15 protein-coding genes and 1 tRNA gene are annotated in these 18,243 nt (G+C 54.0%); 10 read left to right on the top strand and 6 right to left on the bottom strand.

The features are described 5' to 3' along the window. Window positions 1-76: 76 nt before the first annotated feature. The 4 genes from H5P30_RS11580 (at window position 77) to H5P30_RS11565 (ending at window position 4,023) form a co-directional block, all read left to right on the top strand. Window positions 77-601, top strand: a complete 525-nt coding sequence (locus tag H5P30_RS11580; protein WP_185693102.1) for a hypothetical protein — start codon at window positions 77-79, stop codon at window positions 599-601. Window positions 602-696: 95 nt separating this feature from the next. Beyond that, a complete protein-coding gene (locus H5P30_RS11575; RefSeq protein WP_185693101.1) occupies window positions 697-1,377 on the top strand; it encodes a PspA/IM30 family protein in 681 nt (226 codons plus the stop codon). A 27-nt stretch (window positions 1,378-1,404) separates the two neighbouring features. Continuing rightward, window positions 1,405-2,133, top strand: a complete 729-nt coding sequence (locus H5P30_RS11570) for an OB-fold-containig protein (protein WP_185693100.1) — start codon at window positions 1,405-1,407, stop codon at window positions 2,131-2,133. A gap of 60 nt (window positions 2,134-2,193) precedes the next feature. Next, window positions 2,194-4,023 carry a flotillin family protein gene (locus H5P30_RS11565; RefSeq protein ID WP_185693099.1) on the top strand — a complete coding sequence of 610 codons (1,830 nt, stop codon included), beginning with the start codon at window positions 2,194-2,196 and terminating at the stop codon, window positions 4,021-4,023. Window positions 4,024-4,156: 133 nt separating this feature from the next. Here the strand turns inward: H5P30_RS11565 and H5P30_RS11560 are convergent, their stop codons facing one another. Further along, window positions 4,157-5,497 (bottom strand): right-handed parallel beta-helix repeat-containing protein, encoded by a 1,341-nt coding sequence (locus H5P30_RS11560; RefSeq protein WP_185693098.1) that lies wholly within the window; start codon window positions 5,495-5,497, stop codon window positions 4,157-4,159. 458 nt (window positions 5,498-5,955) lie between these two features. Between H5P30_RS11560 and H5P30_RS11555 the strand changes: the two genes are divergently transcribed. Then, window positions 5,956-7,854 (top strand): ATP-binding protein, encoded by a 1,899-nt coding sequence (locus tag H5P30_RS11555; protein ID WP_185693097.1) that lies wholly within the window; start codon window positions 5,956-5,958, stop codon window positions 7,852-7,854. After that, a complete protein-coding gene (locus H5P30_RS11550; protein ID WP_185693096.1) occupies window positions 7,829-8,269 on the top strand; it encodes a response regulator in 441 nt (146 codons plus the stop codon). Before H5P30_RS11555 ends, H5P30_RS11550 begins: the two co-directional genes overlap by 26 nt. A gap of 26 nt (window positions 8,270-8,295) precedes the next feature. Here H5P30_RS11550 and H5P30_RS11545 read toward each other — a convergent pair. From H5P30_RS11545 to H5P30_RS11535, 3 genes are all read right to left on the bottom strand, one after another. After that, a tRNA-Pro gene (locus H5P30_RS11545) sits at window positions 8,296-8,372 on the bottom strand. Window positions 8,373-8,467: 95 nt separating this feature from the next. Then, complete coding sequence (locus tag H5P30_RS11540) at window positions 8,468-9,364, bottom strand: endonuclease/exonuclease/phosphatase family protein (protein WP_185693095.1); 897 nt, start codon at window positions 9,362-9,364, stop codon at window positions 8,468-8,470. Beyond that, window positions 9,364-10,686: a M48 family metallopeptidase gene (locus tag H5P30_RS11535; protein ID WP_185693094.1), complete on the bottom strand. Its 1,323-nt coding sequence runs from the start codon at window positions 10,684-10,686 to the stop codon at window positions 9,364-9,366. Before H5P30_RS11535 ends, H5P30_RS11540 begins: the two co-directional genes overlap by 1 nt. A 92-nt stretch (window positions 10,687-10,778) precedes the next feature. Here H5P30_RS11535 and xseB point away from each other — a divergent pair, with 92 nt between their 5' ends. Next, complete coding sequence (gene xseB / locus H5P30_RS11530; RefSeq protein ID WP_221774350.1) at window positions 10,779-11,039, top strand: exodeoxyribonuclease VII small subunit; 261 nt, start codon at window positions 10,779-10,781, stop codon at window positions 11,037-11,039. Further along, window positions 11,036-12,958 (top strand): 1-deoxy-D-xylulose-5-phosphate synthase, encoded by a 1,923-nt coding sequence (gene dxs, locus H5P30_RS11525; RefSeq protein WP_185693093.1) that lies wholly within the window; start codon window positions 11,036-11,038, stop codon window positions 12,956-12,958. Before xseB ends, dxs begins: the two co-directional genes overlap by 4 nt. A 36-nt stretch (window positions 12,959-12,994) precedes the next feature. Here the strand turns inward: dxs and H5P30_RS11520 are convergent, their stop codons facing one another. Together H5P30_RS11520 and uvrB are read right to left on the bottom strand one after the other, a co-directional pair. Then, window positions 12,995-13,951 carry a transposase gene (locus H5P30_RS11520; RefSeq protein WP_185693092.1) on the bottom strand — a complete coding sequence of 319 codons (957 nt, stop codon included), beginning with the start codon at window positions 13,949-13,951 and terminating at the stop codon, window positions 12,995-12,997. Window positions 13,952-14,049: 98 nt separating this feature from the next. Continuing rightward, window positions 14,050-16,089 carry an excinuclease ABC subunit UvrB gene (uvrB, locus tag H5P30_RS11515; RefSeq protein WP_185693091.1) on the bottom strand — a complete coding sequence of 680 codons (2,040 nt, stop codon included), beginning with the start codon at window positions 16,087-16,089 and terminating at the stop codon, window positions 14,050-14,052. Window positions 16,090-16,240: 151 nt separating this feature from the next. Here uvrB and H5P30_RS11510 point away from each other — a divergent pair, with 151 nt between their 5' ends. Together H5P30_RS11510 and H5P30_RS11505 are read left to right on the top strand one after the other, a co-directional pair. Beyond that, on the top strand, window positions 16,241-16,789 hold the full coding sequence (locus tag H5P30_RS11510) for a DJ-1 family glyoxalase III (protein ID WP_185693090.1): 549 nt from the start codon (window positions 16,241-16,243) through the stop codon (window positions 16,787-16,789). 52 nt (window positions 16,790-16,841) lie between these two features. Further along, complete coding sequence (locus H5P30_RS11505; RefSeq protein ID WP_185693089.1) at window positions 16,842-18,221, top strand: dihydrolipoyl dehydrogenase family protein; 1,380 nt, start codon at window positions 16,842-16,844, stop codon at window positions 18,219-18,221. The last annotated feature ends 22 nt before the right edge of the window (window positions 18,222-18,243 follow it).

Here is an 18,243-nt window from a genome sequence, read left to right as displayed (position 1 = left end):
TCTTGCACTGGAGAAAGAACATTGTATAACTATTATACACTGCTCCAACAATTCACCCTTCCGAACCTGGACTCTCATGAATGACACTACCAAGACCGTCCCCATCAGCGGACGCATCAGTCAGGACGATTACGAGTTTCTGATGCAGCAATCTTTCGGAGGAAAAGTGACCGCGAGTGAAAAGCTTCGGTTTGTGGCCTCTTTTTTCCGGCAATATCACGAGCATTTTGGAACCTATGCCGAGGGAGTCGAGGAACTGAACCGCATTGGCGAGCCAGCTCGAAAGAATCTCCGCCAGTTAGAGATGAAACAGAAGGTTCATTCCGACCTGATTGATATGGCTGCCCATCTTCTCCCCCAGGCAATTGCCTACCTGGCCAGCCGACAAGATCCTCCTGCCGATAAGGAAGAGCTCCCTTACCTCCTCGAAACCGAGGAGAAGTTGCTCAGCATCCTCCTCCGTGTCATCGAGCAAACTCTCCGTCTCGGTCTCACCCGTGAGGCGCCCACCTACAACCCCAGGCTCCTCGATGACAAACTTGAAACGATCTCTGAATTAGTGGGCCTAATTTCCGAGCGAGACCATTCTCCCAACCCGTAACCCATCTTCTCCGACAAAGCTTTCCCTACCCTTTTCGTTTTCCCGCATATGGCTCTGGCCAACGCACGTATTTAATCCAGCAAACCCAAAAAATCATGAAAGATACTATCAGTAACCGCATCCGCCGCATCATCACTGGCACCGCCTCCTCGATTGTGTCCAAAATCGAAGGTCTCGCCCCTGAGGTGGTTCTCGAACAAGCAATCGCCGAAGTCGACGATGCCCTCGACGAGGTCAAAGCGGAGCTCGGACGGATTACCGCCCAGAAGTACCACGTTTCCAAGGCGATGACCAAGCTCAACGAGGAACATTCTCGGATCGAAGAGCAAACTGAAGAAGCCCTCAAGCAGGGGCGCAAAGACCTCGTCGAAACGGCCATCTCACGACAGCTCGATATTGAGGACCAACTCCCCGCACTCGAGAATCAATTGGGCGAACTAGGACGGCAGGAAGCCGAATTGAATCAGGCAATCGCCGGCCTCGTTGCCAAGCGCAACGAGATGGATGATGAGCTACACGACTTCAAGGTATCCCAGAAGGAAGCCGCGTCCGCCGGACAATCGGAATCGGGAGTCGGAGCCTCCGGCTCTGGATCCGCCGTGACCAAAGCCGACAAGGCCGAGCGCGCCTTCACTCGGGTCCTACAAGACGCCACCGGAGTTCGACGCACTGCCATTAAGGCCAACTCCGACGAGAGCGCAAAGCTTGTCGAGCTTGCCCACTTGAACAAGCGCGCACGAATCGAAGCCCGAATGAAAGCCCTCTCCGGCGAGTAAAGAGATCAAGCCCGCTCTGTCTTTTCCATGTACGCGCATTTTACGGCAGCGGAAAACCTGCCTTTCGCCGTCGCCTTGGGGATATTCTTCCTCATCGGCATCCTGCAAACCATCAGCTTGTTCACGGGGATCAGCCTCTTCGGCTGGATCGACGACGTCCTACCAGACTTTGATGCGGTCGGCGGCGTCGATCTCCCCGGGGAACTCTCGATCGAGCCTGAGATGGATATCGAGGAGGAGGCAGGCCCGGACAGCGGCGCGGAGGCTTCCTGGGTTGCTGAGGTATTCGCTTGGATGAATTTCGGCAAGGTGCCGTTTATCATCAGCTTCCTCCTCTTCCTCTTTCTGTTCTCGTGCATCGGATACAACGGCCAACTTTTTCTGAGCGAAAGTGGGCTCGGCCTCCTCCCCGCCATGGTGGCAGCACCCATCGCTTTTGCGGTCTCCATCTTTCCGCTCAAATGGGGAAATGCCCTCCTGGGAAATATACTCCCCAAGGACGAGACGAGTGCGATTTCCTCCGGGAGTTATATCGGCCGGGTTGCCACCATCACCATCGGTGAAGCGACTTACGAGAGGACTGCGGAGGCTAAGTTGCGCGGCCCACTCGACCGGACGCACTATGTCATGGTCCGCGCGGACGAGCCGCAAGCGCGCTTTAAGCAAGGAGAACACGTTCTGCTCGTCGGCAGAGACAAGGGCAAAGGAGCCTTCACTTGTATCGCCGTGGAAAATCCCCACCTCGACCACCAATAGTTTTCGGGGGCTCTATCCCCATCGTTTTTTAATCTACTCAAATCAAAATCCGTGAATCCCATGATCAATATCATCACTTGGATCGGCATTGGCATCGCCGCTCTCATCTTCTTCGGAGTCGTCATCGCCCGACTCTACAAACGCTCCTCCAAGGAGATCGCTTTCGTGCGCACCGGCTTGGGGGGAGAAAAAGTCATCCTCGACGGGGGAGCCATCAAACTCCCGGTCTTCCAAGAGATCGTCGCCGTCAACATGCGGACTCTTCGGCTCCAAGTGGACCGTAAAAACGAGGACGGTCTCATCACCGCCGACCGTATGCGCGTCGATGTGACGGCCGAGTTTTACGTCCGCGTCAAACCCGAGAAAGAATCCATTGCGAAAGCGGCCCAGACCCTCGGGGACCGGACTCTCCAACCGGAGATGCTCAAAGAACTTCTTCAGGGTAAGTTCGTCGATGCTCTCCGTGCCGTCGCCGCGGGGCTCAGTATGGAGGAGCTCCACGAAAAACGCACCGAGTTTGTGCAGTCCGTCCAGTCTTCGGTCAGCGAGGATTTGCTCAAGAACGGTCTTGAGCTCGAATCCGTCTCGCTCACCGCCCTTGACCAAACCGGACGCACCTACTTCAAGGAAGACAATGCCTTCGACGCCCAGGGTCTCGCAAAATTGACGTCGATCACCGAGTCTAAACGGGAAGAGCGGAACCGGATCGAGCAGGAAACCCGGGTCAAGATTGAGACCAAAAATCTCGAAGCCTCCCGCGAGAGTTTCCACATCAAACGGGATGAAGAAATGGCCCGCCTCGATCAGGAAAGAGAAGTGGCTTTCGCGACAGCTTCGCAGGAATCCCTCGTCGCCACGGAAAAGGCGACTCGGAAACGCGAAGCCGAAGAGGCCCGAATCATTCAAGAACAGAAGGAACGCGAGGCCGCAATTGGTTCCGAACAAACCATTCAGGAACGCGACATTCTCGCCAAGCGAATGGTCGAAGAAGCCGAGATCGATCGCAAGCAGTCCGTCGAGATCAAGAAGCAGGTCTCCGATATCGCCGTGGCGAAGAAGTCCGAGGAACAATCGCAAGCCGAGGCCGAAGCTGCCAAGGCCCGCTCCCTCATGGTCAAGGAAGAGGAAAACGTCACCACCGTCCGTCAAACCTCTATCGCCAATCGTGAGAAGGAGATCGAGTTGATCAAGGCCCGCGAGGATGCGGAAAAGGAAGCCATCGACGTGAAGGTATCCGCCGAGGCCGAGAAGCAGGCTGCTATCGACAAGGCCGAAGCAGTCGTTACCGAGGCCAAAGCCTCCGCCGAAAAGATCCGCATCGTCGCCGAGGCCGACGCCAAGCGCTTCGAGGTCGAGGCTTACGGGGAGAAGGCCATCAACGAAGCCAAGAACCTTCTCAACCAGGAGATCATCAGCTTCGAGATCCGCAAGATTCTCGCCCAGGTCGCCCCGCAGATCATCGAGGCCAGCGTCAAACCAATGGAGAAGATCGACAGCATCAAGATCATCTCGACCAACGGCTTCAACGTTCCCGGCAGCTCCAATGGCCAAGGTTCAAGCAACGGCAACTCCTCCGTCTCAAACGGCGGCGGCGGTATGCCCAATCAACTCATGGAGTCCCTCCTCTCTTACCGGATGAACTCCCCTCTCGTCGACAAGCTCCTCAACGAGCTGGGTATCGACCCGAGCAAGCCGGGCGGTCTCACCGAGGAACTCACCGACGCTCTCGAACCCCCAAAGCCCAAGGCGATCGAGGAAAAGCCGCACAAACGGAAAGCGATTCAACAAGAACCGCGTCAGACTAAAGCGATCCAGAAGGAGCCGCAAAAGAAGAGAGAAACAGAAGAGTCCGGAGAGTCGGAGCAGTCCGAACAAAACGAGTCCCAATAACCCCTGAGATCATCTCTCGATCCAGACAAATCCTTTCAGCGGGGCACCGATTCGGTGCCCCGCTTTTTTGGGTCGAAAGAGAGTTCACCCTCTTTCGACCCGAGCAAAAGAACTCTGCCCGTCGAGCGTACTCTCAAGGATTCGCGAAAATCTGCTCCACGCGCTCGCTACTGTATCCTTTATTCCGACCATAGGTCCGGTTGTCAAAATGGGCCCCTAGCCCCGTCCAAGGGAGAACCGGATTCAGATAGCGAGGAGGATCTTCGGGGTTTCCCGCATTTGCCAAGGTCACGGATTCATTTAAGGTCACGGTCCCCGGCCCCATAGTGAAACGGCCGCTCTCTCCACTGAAGGAGAGTATGCAATGGTTCAGAATCCCCGTCGTCCCCTCTGCTTCGGTCCCCACCCCAACATCCGACTTCTCCTCGGCGTGAAACGTGCAGTAGTTTGCCACGATGGTGTGCTCCCCTTTCTGCGACGGCAAGGTTAACTGACGGGAGCGATTCCCCACCGCGACGCAATTCTCCAAGATCCCATCATACCAAACTTTGAAACCATATCGGGAATTGGATACAGCCACGCAGCCTTCCAACTTCTGATTCGTCCCTTTTAAATCAAATCCAGCATCGCGATTCCAGTTCGCTACACAGGCAACAAGGACGATATCCCGATTATTCCGTTCGAACTTAAACCCATCACCCTGTTCATAAGAATCTCCGTTCGACTCGCGGTTGTTGATGGAGACGCAATTCCGCAACAAAATCCGGGTATTCTCCGGCTCCGAAGATCCCTTCCGGTGAAAATCAAAGCCGACCGGATCGGAGGTGTGTTTCCAGATCTCCGGGGCAGGCTCCGTGCTCGTGCCAGAACAATCGGCGACCGCTCCCTCCAAGGTCACCCCATCGCACGAGTGGGTGAATTGAAACCCTACGTTACTATACCGCTCCGCCCGACAATTCCGAATCATCAGATTGTCACAGTCTTGAAAACGAAAGGCAGCCTCCCTGACATGACGGATAATTACATTGTCAAAGACCAAACCTTGATGCCTACCCTCCAAAGCGTTCAGCCCAATATCCCGTCGTTCGATGCGGATATTCTGGACAGTCCAGAAACTGCTATCCCCTTTGAACTGGATCGTAACGTAACTTCGGACCTTCTGAGTCCCCTTCAGCAGGGGAAACCCGTATCCTCGATCAACGCCGATCAAGCTTTTCCGTTTCGACTCGGTTCCACTTGAGGTGATCGAAAACCGCAGATCTCCATAATCATCCCCCCCCTCTTCTGTCGGCCCTCCGAGAAACAAGGTATCTCCTGGCTGCATGATCTGATTAAGGACCGTTTCGATTTCTTCAGACTCGAAAGCATTCGACCAATCCGAACCATCCTGCGATCCAGTCCCATCTAAGGCCATGTAGAAATCCGCAGCACAGCAAGTGAAGCAGAAACAGAGAGATAAAATATATTTAAACATCTTTGAAACGGAAGCTAGAGAGCAATCCTTCAACTGCCTTCGTTCACTTTCCTTACGCTGAGCAAACGTAACAGGAAAAGTCAGCGTCTGTCCAAAGGTCTATGGCTCTCTTTAATAGGTTGAACGTAAAAGTTAGATTCCTTATATCTCTTTGGATTCGTTGGCCCACGCTCTCGCTCCAGACGAATTTGGAGATCCCTTCTTCACTCCCGAATAACCCCCAATCCTTTCCGTCGCGATTTCCCCTTGGCCCCTTGTCCTCTCATCCTTGAGGAGTAAAAATTTTCACAAAAAATATGTGAAAAACCCCCAAGAAAGCGTCATTAGCCTTCTCAATCGACTTCTTACGCATAAGATAACATAATCCCGACAGACACCGATTCTACACTGTCTCGCAGCACCAATAGCCTTATCGGACAATCGCTGCTTTTCAGCGCCTCCCCGCAAAAACCAGAAAAGTGAAAATATCTCCAAAGATTCGCATCCTAGCTTTATCACTGGTTTTGCTATCGAGCTCGATAACGGCCCTCATCGCCTTCTGGGGACACACTACGATGATTGCCAATCTCCAGACCGAAGCTCTGGAGAGGAACACAAACAACCAAATTAACCACCTAGAACTGGCGATTCGTGAGATCTCGCACGATATCAAACTCTTGGCGGGTCTTCCTCTTCTTCGCGAGATCGGAGATCTCTACGAGACTGCCCCACAATCCCCGATTCTCGACCAAGACCTATCCCATTTACGAGAGATCTTCCGCGAAACTCTCGAAGCCATGCCAAACTACTCCCAGATTCGATTGATCGGCAAGAAGGACTCTGGCAAGGAAATCATTCGGTTGGACCGGATCGGGACGAGCATCGAAGAAATCCAGGAATCCGATCTGAGGCAAAAGGGACATCGAGACTATTTCCTCGATACCCCCCGTGCAATGTCGACCAAGCCCTACTTCTCTAAGATCGATCTAAATCGCGAGGACAACTTCATTGAGGTTCCTCACCGTCCAACCCTTCGGGTTTCCCTTCCTGTCTTCGATTCGTCCGACCAATTTTTCGGAATCGTCATCATCAACATTAACTTTCGGCCCTTTTTCGAGAAGCTCTTTGAAAAAATCCTCGACCGATATCAGATATTTCTCACCGATGACCAAGGGAATTATCTCATCCAACCCGACTCTACACGTACTTTTGGTTTCGATTTAGGAGAGGATTACCGCGCCCAGAATGATTTTCCGGAATTGGGCGATTTTTTCGATTCGCCCCGCACTCAGATCACATTCCGCCTCGACGCCTTTTCGACCGCAGCCGGAGATCTGATCCACTTCCAAAAATTTCAACCTTTCGAAAACTCCCGGACCCTCGCTCTCGGATCCGCGGCTTACTTTGATGACATCGCGCAAACCTCGGCATCGATCAACCTTCAGGTCATTTCCCTCGTGGCCCTTTTGATCGCCATCGCATCCTTGTTCGCGTTCCTCATCTCAACCAAGCTCGTCCGCCCAATTCAAAGAATCTCGCGTGCTTCCAAAGAACTGAAGAAAGGGAAGATCCAATTAAAACTTCCGACAGACCGCGATGATGAGATTGGTGATCTCGCCCGCGCCTTCTCCGATATGAGAGAATCCATCACCCGCAACGAAGACGACCTAATCGCCGCGAACCATAAACTTTCTGAGGCTAATAAGGATCTGAAGCACTTTTCCCACATTTCCTCTCACGAACTCCGTGAGCCCCTCCATCGGATCGCCGGAATCATCAATCTCCTCAAATTCGAGGAAACTCCTGCGGCCCAGAAGGAACTTCTCCGTGATGCCGAAAACGAATGCGTTCGGGCAATCCAACAGATCGCCGATTTTCGAGCTTTCTCGCGGATCGGAGAAGACACCCTTCTCAGGGAAACTGTGGATATGGAAGCCATGGTGAAGAAGATCCTGGAAAATTTCACCTCGGAGCTGGATCGCCGAAATATCAAAATCCGCATGGATCCGCTCCCCTCACACAGCGCCTACCCAAACCTCATCTATGTTCTGTATCGCAACCTAGTCGAAAACGCACTGAAATACTCCAAGGGAGAGCGCATAGTCCTATACTTCACGGCCGAAACAACCGAAACGGAAACGATTTTCGGTTTAAAAAATACGGGATCCAGCATCCCTCCTGAAAAAAGAGATTCCATTTTTGACCTATTCACGCGACTCGACAAAAATCGTCCCGGCACCGGAACCGGCCTCACCATCTGCAAGAGAATCGTAGAACGCCATTCCGGACGCATCTGGGCCGAATCCACCGAAAACTCAACCCACATCCGCTATACACTGGAGAAAAAGAACCATGCAAATACTGAATCAGACCAATAATTATAAATGCTTAAACGACTCGAACCCCATCATCATGGTCGATGACAGCAAGATTGACATCTCAATTGCCCAGCGAGTCCACAAGCGTTCCGATCTCCCGAACCCGTTTCTCAGCTTTTCGAGTGGCCCCGATTTCCTCGTTTATATGAAAAAGGTGAAGACCGGGGAGGAACCCACTCCCGCTCTCGTCCTCCTCGACATCAACATGCCCATGCTCAACGGCTTCGACACCATCGCCGAACTGCGAAAACAGGAAGAGTTTGCGGACATCCCGATCATTATCATGCTCACGAATTCCGACGACCCCCACGATGTCGAAAAAGCCCGCGAGCTGGGTGCCAATGGCTTCCAAACCAAAATGTTCGAAATCGAAAAATACGTCGCATTTTTCAATTCCTTAAAGAGCTCGTCATAGCTGATTTCGCTGGTCAGTGATCAGCATGGTCGGGATGACTGGATTCGAACCAGCGACCTCTGCGTCCCGAACGCAGCGCTCTGCCAGACTGAGCTACATCCCGAAAAGAGAAACTATGACTCAAGCAGAGTGATTTTCGGAAAGCAAGAATTCTGAGGGAAAAATTCCTTTCTGGGGCGACCGAGACTCTCCTCCAGCTCAAAGCCCCGCAAAATCCAAATCGAGGAAAACCGGGCGATGGTCGGTCCCATTACGGATGTAAAACGGATCGAAAATCGTCCCTTCATTCCCGACGACAAGGGGAGACATCTCTCGCGAAGCGAGAAAGAAATCAACTCGCTCGTATACGTCCTCATCGTCGTAGTAAAAAGTCCACTTTTCTCCGCGGGAATCAAACGATTCGACGATGCGGGCGATTTCAACGGACCCTCTCCGCTGGAAGCGCCGCAACGGGGCGCTCGCCCGGTGGTCATTAAAATCCCCCGTGATCAAGTAACGCCCCTCCCCATTCGGATATCGCTCGAGGATTCGGTCGCGCGCGGCTTGGGCTTCCTTGGTACGACGTTCGCTTGACTGTGGATCCGCATCGACCTCAGACCACCGACTCTTCAGATGCACGACGAAGAGACTCCAAGTCTCCTCCTCGGACTTGCCCACGGGGAAGACCACTTCGAGCAAGCCGCGCTTTACTCGTAAGCGTTCACCTTCGTAGGGAAAGTCGAGATCGCGGTGCGGAATGACTTCAATCGGCTCCACTTTGGAGAGAACCGCCAAGTGGCGCACTGGATCCGAAGCCTCGAAGTACACCGCGTAGGGGAAATCGACCCCGTCCGCTTCCAGGTCTCGCTTCAACTCCTGCAGAAAAGGCCAAGCCCCCATTTCCTGCATGGCGAGAATGTCCGGATCGATTTCCTCAATCGCGCGGCGGATCGCCGTTTTCTCAGCCTCTGGCTTCGGATGCTCGGGACGCCACTGGCCGTCTATCCGTCGATCTTGAACAAGGTAGTTCCTGAGATTCAACGTCGCTACCCGCACATCTTCTCCCCACGCTGCAGTGCAGACGAGGAGGAGAACCCATGCGGCCCAATTCTTCATCAGGAAGGACTTTCGACGGCTGGTTCCTGTGGCTCCTTCGGATCATTCCCTTCCGGTTCGCCCTCTCTCAGGCTTTTCTCCCGCTCCCGCAAGGTCGGGTGGGAATAATAGAACCGACTGTAACTCGGATGCGGAATGAGATTCCCCAGATTCTTCTTATACATGACCCGCAATGCCGAAATCAGGTGCCGTGAGGAGCCCATGGCATCCCGGGCGAAACGATCCGCCTCATATTCGTGTTTGCGCGACATCCAGTTGAACAGCGGGGAGATCCAGAAGGTCACCAATCCGCCGAGAATGATGAAGAGGATGAAAGCCGGAACGAAACGGGCCAAGTTCCCGTATTCCACCGGACTCATCGTGAACCCAAATCCGCCGACAAACCAATCCTGCATGGAAAGCCACTGCAAAAGCCAAAAGCCAAAAGCCATGCTCACCATCGAGATTCCAATCATCCGCGGGATGTGCCCTTTGCGGTAATGACCAATCTCGTGCGCCAAAACCGCCTCGATTTCCTTCGGACTCAACTGCTCGATGAGAGTGTCGAACAGGACAATCCTCCGAAAACGCCCAAAGCCCGTAAAGTAGGCATTCGAATGCGAAGAACGCTTGCTTCCGTCGATAACCTGAATCGTCTTCGCCTTGAAACCAGTGCGATCCGCCAACGACATCAGTCGATCCTTCAAATCACCATCCTCAAGCGGCTTGAGCTTATTGAAAAGAGGAACAATCAAGACTGGATAGAGCACCAGCATCAACAACTGGAACCCAAAGACCACAGCAAACCCGATAATCCACCAGGTGGAGGGAAAACTCAGCGCAATCCACAGAATGAGGGCCGATAGCGGCACCCCGATGACATACGTCAACACCAGCCCCTTGATCTTGTCCGTCCACCAAAGCTTCGGCGTTGTTTTGTTAAAACCGAACGACTCTTCCAGACGAAACTGAGAATACCATTCGAAGGGCAGCCCCGGCAGCGATAAGGCGAAGAGAATCGTCACAAACGTAAACGCCTGCGCCCAGAGCCCAAAACCCAGCCATCCCGAAAGGCCGTTATAAATCACAGGGATAATGGTGAAAACTAAGATTACGGCCAGCACGGCGGCGTCGTAAATCGTCTCCTTTCGGCTCAAGGACGACTTTGCCAAGGTGTAGTCGTTCGCCTTGTCAAACGTCTCGCGATCGAAGACTTTCTGAAAAACCGAAGGGATGCGATGCCGCTTCTCCTCCACATGCGTGGAATTTAGCTTTTCGAGAAAAAACTCGAAGCAACACTTCAGGGTGAGGAGGATTATGGCTGCAAAAATGGGTGCGGTCATCCAGACAAATGGACGCGCTTGCGGGAAATTTTGCAAGAAAGATGGGGAGACGGCTTGTGATTGCCCATTCAACCCTCAAGATACCCTTCAGAATGAGCAAAATGGAATTGGAAAAATTTTCCTATGAAGAGGCCTATGGGCAGCTGCAGGAAATCGTCTCCCGTCTGGAGGAAGACGAGCCCTCCCTCGACGACTTGGTAAAGGACTACGAAAAGGGAATGAAACTGCTCAAGACTTGCCACAAACGACTCAATGAAGCCGCTCTTCGCATCGAAAAAGTGCGCGAAGATGAGGAACTCTCCCTTGAACCATTTGACGAAGGGACCACCCCCGAAGAGAATCAATCGAAGTGAATCCCGAATCCATTCTTAGCAAAATCCGGAATCCCGGAGACGTAAAGGCCCTCGACAAGAGCCAACTGGAACCGCTTGCCACGGAAATCCGCAAGCGCATCATTGAAGTAACGGCCGCCAATGGAGGTCACGTCGGCCCCAATCTGGGCGTCGTCGAGCTCACAATCGCCCTCCATCGCATTTTTGACACTCCCAAGGACCGCTTCGTATTCGACGTCTCCCATCAGGGCTACGTCCACAAGCTTCTCACCGGCCGCAATGACGAGAAGTTCAACTTGATCCGGCAAAAGGACGGTTATAGCGGATTCCTCAACCGCGAAGAAAGCGAGCACGACTGCTACGGCGCCGGACACGCGGGCACTGCCCTCTCCGCCGCACTCGGCATGGCTGCCGCCCGGGATCAGCGGGGGACCGATGAAAACGTCGTGGCCGTCTGTGGCGACGCCGCCTTTACCTGCGGGATCACTCTCGAAGCCCTGAACAACATTACCGATTCGACCAAGCGGCTAGTCGTCATCCTCAACGACAATGAATGGTCCATCGACAAAAACGTCGGCGCCCTCTCCCGCTATTTCAACGAACTCATCACGACTCCGATCTACAATCGGATGAATGAGGATTTTGAAGCATTCCTCAAACGCGTTCCCGGAGGAGAGTCCCTCATCCGCCTTGGCTCCAAGTGGAAACGGGAGACCAAAGACTTTTTTGCCTCCTCCTCCATTTTCGAAAATTTCGGCCTCCGCTACATCGGGCCGATTGATGGCCACAATATTGGCGAGCTCGAACAATACCTCAAGTTCGCGCGCAACGCTCCAGAACCACTAGTCCTTCACGTCATCACTAAAAAGGGCAAAGGAAGTGATGTCGCGATCGCTCAACCCGAGCGCTTTCACGGCACCTCCCCCTTCGATCCGGAGACAGGGTCCTCCAAACCCGGCGCTCCGGGAAGTCCCCCCAAGTATCAAGATGTTGTCGGCGAAGCCGTAGTCGCTCACTGCAAAAAGGACAAGACCATCGTCGGAATAACCGCTGCCATGCCGAGCGGAACGGGTTTCGATAAGTTGCGCGACAGCCTCCCGCAGCAGTATTATGATGTAGGGATTGCCGAAGAGCACGCCGTTCTCTTCGCCGCGGGAATGGCCACCAACGGGCTCCATCCCGTCTGCGCCATCTATTCCACATTTCTCCAGCGGGGAATCGACCCCATCATCCACGACATTTGCCTGCAAAACCTACCGGTCCTCTTCTGTATGGACCGCGCCGGACTTTCTCCGAACGACGGTGCCACCCACCACGGACTTTTCGATATCGCCTACCTGCGCGGAGTACCGCGGACCGTCATCATGCAGCCTCAAAATGAGGATGAACTCACCGATATGGTTGCGACCGGACTGCAGCATCAGGGCCCTGCCTTCATTCGATACCCCCGCGGCAGCGGCACGGGAGTTCCGATCAAAAAGGAACCCAAAATCCTCGAAATTGGAAAAGCAGAAGTGATCCGCCAAGGCCAAGACGTCCAAATTTGGGCCTTGGGAACAATGATTTCCGAAGCCGAAACCATAGCCTCTAGAATCGCCGAAATCAGCGACCTGAGTGTAGGAGTAGTCAACGCCCGCTTCGCCAAGCCAATCGACAGCGCCCTCCTCCAGGAACAGGCAAAATCCGCCAAACTCATCGTAACCCTGGAGGATCACGTCCGCACCGGCGGATTTGGCACAGCCGTCTTAGAGGATCTCTCCGATGCCGGAATCCCAACCCCCGTAGAGCGGATTGGTTGGCCCGATCAATTTATCGAACACGGCAACTCGAATAAAGACCTCCGCCAAGCCTTCGGCTTGGATCCACAGAGCATTTTCGATCGCGTAAACCAACGGCTAGAAGCCATAGGAGCGACCCAGAATCTCCCAACTTCTTCCTAATTCAAGGCAGCCGGGAAAGCTGCGAGTAGCTACCGACTACTCAAACAAGCGCTTCCGCAATCCAGTCCCGACGGCAAGCCCATTCCAATAACTCCCCCGTAGAGGGTGAGGTCTTCGCGCCCGCCTCCCCTCCGGTTCATCTTCTCGGACCTTTCGCACAAAGTCCTCCGATCCCAGCACCATCCCGTCCGAAAAATACCTCACCCGGCACCGCAAAACCACTGAAAGAGGCAACTTCCCCTTCTCCTCCCGCAAAACCCGAACCGCTTCTTCGTGAGAAATAGACGCTTTCCCCTCTTTCTCACCATCGCCAGCCCCATACAAAGTCTGCCGATAACCAGCCAGGTCCTTATCCACCACCGAGAGCCCAGCCCGAGCCAATCGGCCACCGCCGAGAGCCTCCGCATACCCGCAAAACCGATAATCCTTAGGATCCGAAACCAGCCCGGCCCGAACCGCGTTCAGGTCAATATAGGCCGCCACTGTCCGCAAAGCCCACCGATCCCCTTCGACCAGCACACTCTTAAATCGAGCCGACCAAAGCGGCCCAAAACGATCACGCGACCGGTTAAACCAAAGCGTATACCGAAGCTTCAGAGTCCGCATAAACTCCGATACATCATGCATCCTTCGGGTAAGCTCCTTGCGCAACTCCCTCCCATCAAGAAAGTTATCCTTCAAATGCCCCTCCAAAACCTCCGCAGGCATCGGATTCCAAGGCGTAGGCTTAGGATACAATTTCCGATACCGACGAACCAACTCCTCATCCGAAACCTCCGTCCCTGCTGGTGGCACCTCCACCAAAATATGGAAATGGTTCTTCATGACCGCATAAGTAACCACCCGAACCCCAGAAAACTCAGCAACCTGCCAGATCATCTTCCGCAACACCTCCCTCTCCCGATCCCCGAAGAGAGCTTCTCCGTTCACAGTCCGACTCATCAGATGATAATAAGCCAATTGATCCGAAATACGATGTCTGCGTCTGCCCATACCCTACTATCACCTATCGATGTATTATCGTCAAATTTAATAGAACGTTTCTATTAAATCCAATAATCTGAATACATTATGTTGATCATTGATTTCAATCACCTCTTCTTCTGCCGGTATTTCCCACCCTTGGCCTTCTTCTTTCGGGTGCTTTTTCCACCGGAAAAACTGGGTAATGTTGCTTCTCCATCGCGTAGCGCCTGGATCTGGTCTCGGAGAATTGCGGCGCGTTCGAATTCAAGGTCGAGGGAGGCTTGCTGCATCTCTTCTTCCAATTCGGCAATGACGGCGGCTACGTCCTCGTCCCCTACTCCTTCGGCTACTACCATGGGGGTAGGTTCTTCTTTGGGGCGATGTAGGCTGGATTGATCCTTTCTTCGTACTCCAGTTGGAGTGATGCCGTGCTCTTTGTTGTAGGCGAGCTGTTTCTCGCGGCGGTACTCAGTCACATCAATGGCCCTTTGCATGGATCCAGTGATGCGGTCTGCGTAGAGGATGACTCTCCCCTTTTCATGGCGGGCGGCGCGACCTGCGGTCTGGATCAGGCTGGTTTCACTTCGGAGGAAGCCTTCTTTGTCGGCATCGAGAATTACGACTAGGGCCACTTCGGGGAGGTCCAGGCCTTCTCGCAGGAGGTTGACTCCGACCAGAACATCAAATTCTCCTGAACGTAGCCGCCTCAAAATTTCAACCCGCTCGATCGCATCAATGTCTGAGTGCAAATATTCTACTGAGATCCCATCTTCCCGTAGATAGTCGGCAATGTCCTCGGACATTCTCTTGGTCAAGGTAGTGACTAAGGTCCGGTCTCCATTCTCACGGGTATTGCGGATTTCGGCCATGGTATCCTCCACCTGTCCCTTGATCGGCCGGATCTCCATGATGGGGTCTACCAATCCGGTTGGGCGGATGATCTGCTCGGCAACTTTCTGAGAGATCCCTATCTCATACGGAGCGGGGGTTGCGGAGACGAAAAGGGTCTGACCGGTGACTTCACGGAATTCGTCTGGCTTGAGGGGGCGGTTATCGAGAGCGGAAGGAAGGCGGAAACCGAAATCAACGAGGCGGCTCTTGCGCGAATGGTCCCCGTTGAACATGGCCCCGATTTGCGGGACCGTTACATGACTCTCATCAATGATGAGGAGGAAATCGTCGGGAAAGAAATCGATTAGGCAAAATGGACGATCACCGGGGTTTCTTCCACTGAGATGCCGGGAATAGTTTTCGATCCCGCTGCAGAAACCGATCTCCTCTAACATCTCGAGATCATACTCGGTGCGCATCCGAATTCGCTGGGCTTCGAGAAGGCGCTGGTCTTGTTCGAACTCCTTGACGCGACCATCCAACTCATTCCGAATCTCCTTCACGGCCCCTTTTAACTTATCTTTCGGAGTGATGTACTGATTGGCGGGATAGAGGAAGAAATATTCAAAGGCCTCCCCGGTCTCACCGGTAAGCGGATCGAGTGGTTTTACAGATTCGACCTCATCTCCCCAGAACTCGACTCGAATCGCACTCTCCCGGTAGGCCGGAAAAACATCGACCACTTCCCCGCGAGCCCGGAATTTCCCCCGCGAGAGCTCCACGTCGTTGCGCTCGTAAAGATTCTCAACCAACCGCTCGAGGAAAGCATCCCGGCCGAGCTCTTCTCCCGGACGGATCTCGATCATCATCTCGCGAAAATCCTCCGGGCTCCCCAAGCCATATATGCACGAGACACTGGCCACGACGACGACATCCCGGCGGGTCAAGAGAGAGCTCGTCGCTGATATGCGGAGACGCTCGATTTCCTCATTAATCGAGGAGTCCTTCTCAATGTAGGTATCCGTCTGCGGGACATAGGCCTCCGGCTGATAGTAATCGTAGTAGCTGACAAAGTATTCGACGGCATTATCCGGAAAAAATCCTTTAAATTCCGAGAACAGCTGGGCGGCCAAAGTCTTATTGTGGGAGATGACCAAGGCTGGCCGATTCAATTGGTGAATCAGATTCGCCATGGTGAAAGTCTTTCCCGATCCAGTCACCCCCACCAGGGTTTGATAACGGTTTCCGGTCTTAATCGAATCCGCCAATTCTTCGATGGCCCGAGGCTGGTCCCCGGTCGGCTGATAGTCTGACTGTAAACGAAACTCTCCCATTTCCCCAAGACTGACCGAAAATTTGATTCGGTCAACGGGGAGAACGGCTTATCCGGTCCCGTTGCAAAATGCTGGTCTGATCTTCGTTCGTCCAGACGGCAAATTCCGGCGATTCCTTGAAACTCCTCCAGTTGTCCCTCATCTTTCCTCCATGAAGAAGCGAGTACTGGTCCTTATGGAAAATGGTTTCGAAGAGATCGAGGCCATCAGCCCGATTGATATTCTCCGCCGCGCCGAGGCCGAAGTCGTTCTCGCGGCAACCGGTACGGATTTGCTGGTCGAGGGAAAAACCGGGGTTCGCCTTCAGGCAGACACCTTCCTGGCCGACTGCCGCAATGAACCCTTCGATGCCCTGATTGTCCCCGGAGGCCCAGCGGCAAAATCACTTCGAAAGAACCCTGCTGTCCTCGAGGTCGTTCGCGAATTCTACGAGAAGAACCTCCTGGTTGCAGCCATCTGCGCTGCTCCGACCGTCCTCAATGAAGCGGCCATTCTTTCGGGAAAGCGCTATACGGCGCATTTTTCGGTCGCAGAAGAACTTCAGGAAATCCTCCCTGACCCCGTGGTCCAGGATGGGAACCTCATCACCTCCCGCGGGGCCGGAACCGCCGTCGCCTTCGGTCTTTCCATCGTCGCCGACCTCTACGACGAGGAGACCGCCAACGAGATTGCCACCTCCATCTGCCTCCCTAATGCCTAAGGGATCGTCAGCTTGCATTCGTGGGCAAATCTCTCAATTCTGACCGGGCAACATGAGCCAAGATCATTTCGATTTTCTCGTCCTCGGGGGCGGCAGCGCGGGATACAACGCAGCATCACTGGCGAGAAAGCACGTCGAACGAGTCGCGATTGTTGACGGAAGCAAAGAGCTCGGAGGGCTCTGTATTCTCCGCGGCTGCATGCCTTCGAAAACGCTCCTCTACTCGGCGGATGTTCTTCAACTGGCCCGGGAAAGCCGCAAATTGGGACTTAATATCTCCCGCCCTCAAGTCGACATGGCGGCCCTCCATCAGCGCAAGTTGGATATGATTGCCGATTTCGCCGGACACCGCCGCTCGCAGATTGAATCGGACCGCTACCACCTGTTTCGCCAGAACGGCAAACTTGGTCCGGATCGGACGGTTATCCTTGATGACGGGACGCAGATCTCTGCGGACCGTATCCTAATCTCGACTGGATCTCATGTCTCGGTGCCCGATGTCCCCGGGCTGGCCGACGTTCCCTTCCTGACCAGCGATGATATCCTCGACCTCGATACCGTTCCCGAATCGGTCATCGTCCTTGGAGGTGGAGTCGTCGCCTGTGAGCTGGCGCAGTTTCTTTGCCGGATTGGCTCCAAGGTCATCATGATTCAGCGCAGCCCTCACATTCTCTCCGATTTTGAGCCGGATATGGCTGCGGTCTTGGAAGAAGCATTGATCGACGAAGGGGTTGAACTATTCACCCACACCGACATCGAAAACATCGAGCCGAACGAGAACGGAGTTTCCGTGCAGTTCCGCCAGGGACACCGGGCCGTGATTCGGCAAGCGCAATTCCTCTTCAACGCGCTGGGGCGCAAGCCAGCCACCGCGAAACTGGGACTCGAAGAGATCGGCATAGAAACTCGCTCCAGCGGGCACATCCGCACCAACGAGTACCAAATGACCTCTCATCCAGGGATCTACGCCGCAGGCGACTGCGCCGGCCCTCACGAGATCGTCCATATCGCCATTTTGCAGGGTGAAACAGCCGCCCGCCACTCACTGGGACTCGAGCCAATGCCCGTCGATTATGACAAGGTCTTGTCTGTGGTCTTCACCGATCCACAGATTGCCTCGGTTGGCCCCTCTGAAGAGACGATTCGTGAGAATCTGGGAGACTCTCTGCAAATTGCCGAGTTTCCGTTTTCCGACCATGGCCGATCGATGCTGATGGAAGCCCGTCGCGGATACGTTCGCCTCTTCTCAAGCTCCTCTGACCGGAAGATCCATCGCGCGGAATGCGTGGGTCGCGACGCCGGGGAACTGATTCATTCGATGGCTGTCGCTGTCGGAACCGGTGCCACTGTCGACGAGATCATGAAAGCACCTTGGTATCACCCGACTCTCTCGGAGATCTGGACCTATCCGCTTGAGGATTTGGCCGGCTGATCAATTCTCTGCGCCGGTTTTA

It is taken from the genome of Puniceicoccus vermicola, from assembly GCF_014230055.1.
Lineage (GTDB): Bacteria > Verrucomicrobiota > Verrucomicrobiia > Opitutales > Puniceicoccaceae > Puniceicoccus > Puniceicoccus vermicola.
This window is presented reverse-complemented; position numbering and strand designations above follow the sequence as displayed.

What these genes read in the sequence shown, in the direction of transcription:
- H5P30_RS11535 (WP_185693094.1), bottom strand. Translation starts at nt 10,686, where the DNA reads ATGACCGCACCCATTTTTGCAGCCATAATCCTCCTCACCCTGAAGTGT.
- H5P30_RS11575 (WP_185693101.1), top strand. Translation starts at nt 697, where the DNA reads ATGAAAGATACTATCAGTAACCGCATCCGCCGCATCATCACTGGCACC.
- H5P30_RS11520 (WP_185693092.1), bottom strand. Translation starts at nt 13,951, where the DNA reads ATGGGCAGACGCAGACATCGTATTTCGGATCAATTGGCTTATTATCAT.
- H5P30_RS11505 (WP_185693089.1), top strand. Translation starts at nt 16,842, where the DNA reads ATGAGCCAAGATCATTTCGATTTTCTCGTCCTCGGGGGCGGCAGCGCG.
- H5P30_RS11565 (WP_185693099.1), top strand. Translation starts at nt 2,194, where the DNA reads ATGATCAATATCATCACTTGGATCGGCATTGGCATCGCCGCTCTCATC.
- H5P30_RS11580 (WP_185693102.1), top strand. Translation starts at nt 77, where the DNA reads ATGAATGACACTACCAAGACCGTCCCCATCAGCGGACGCATCAGTCAG.
- H5P30_RS11510 (WP_185693090.1), top strand. Translation starts at nt 16,241, where the DNA reads ATGAAGAAGCGAGTACTGGTCCTTATGGAAAATGGTTTCGAAGAGATC.
- H5P30_RS11570 (WP_185693100.1), top strand. Translation starts at nt 1,405, where the DNA reads ATGTACGCGCATTTTACGGCAGCGGAAAACCTGCCTTTCGCCGTCGCC.
- H5P30_RS11560 (WP_185693098.1), bottom strand. Translation starts at nt 5,497, where the DNA reads ATGTTTAAATATATTTTATCTCTCTGTTTCTGCTTCACTTGCTGTGCT.
- H5P30_RS11540 (WP_185693095.1), bottom strand. Translation starts at nt 9,364, where the DNA reads ATGAAGAATTGGGCCGCATGGGTTCTCCTCCTCGTCTGCACTGCAGCG.
- uvrB (WP_185693091.1), bottom strand. Translation starts at nt 16,089, where the DNA reads ATGGGAGAGTTTCGTTTACAGTCAGACTATCAGCCGACCGGGGACCAG.
- xseB (WP_221774350.1), top strand. Translation starts at nt 10,779, where the DNA reads ATGAGCAAAATGGAATTGGAAAAATTTTCCTATGAAGAGGCCTATGGG.
- H5P30_RS11550 (WP_185693096.1), top strand. Translation starts at nt 7,829, where the DNA reads ATGCAAATACTGAATCAGACCAATAATTATAAATGCTTAAACGACTCG.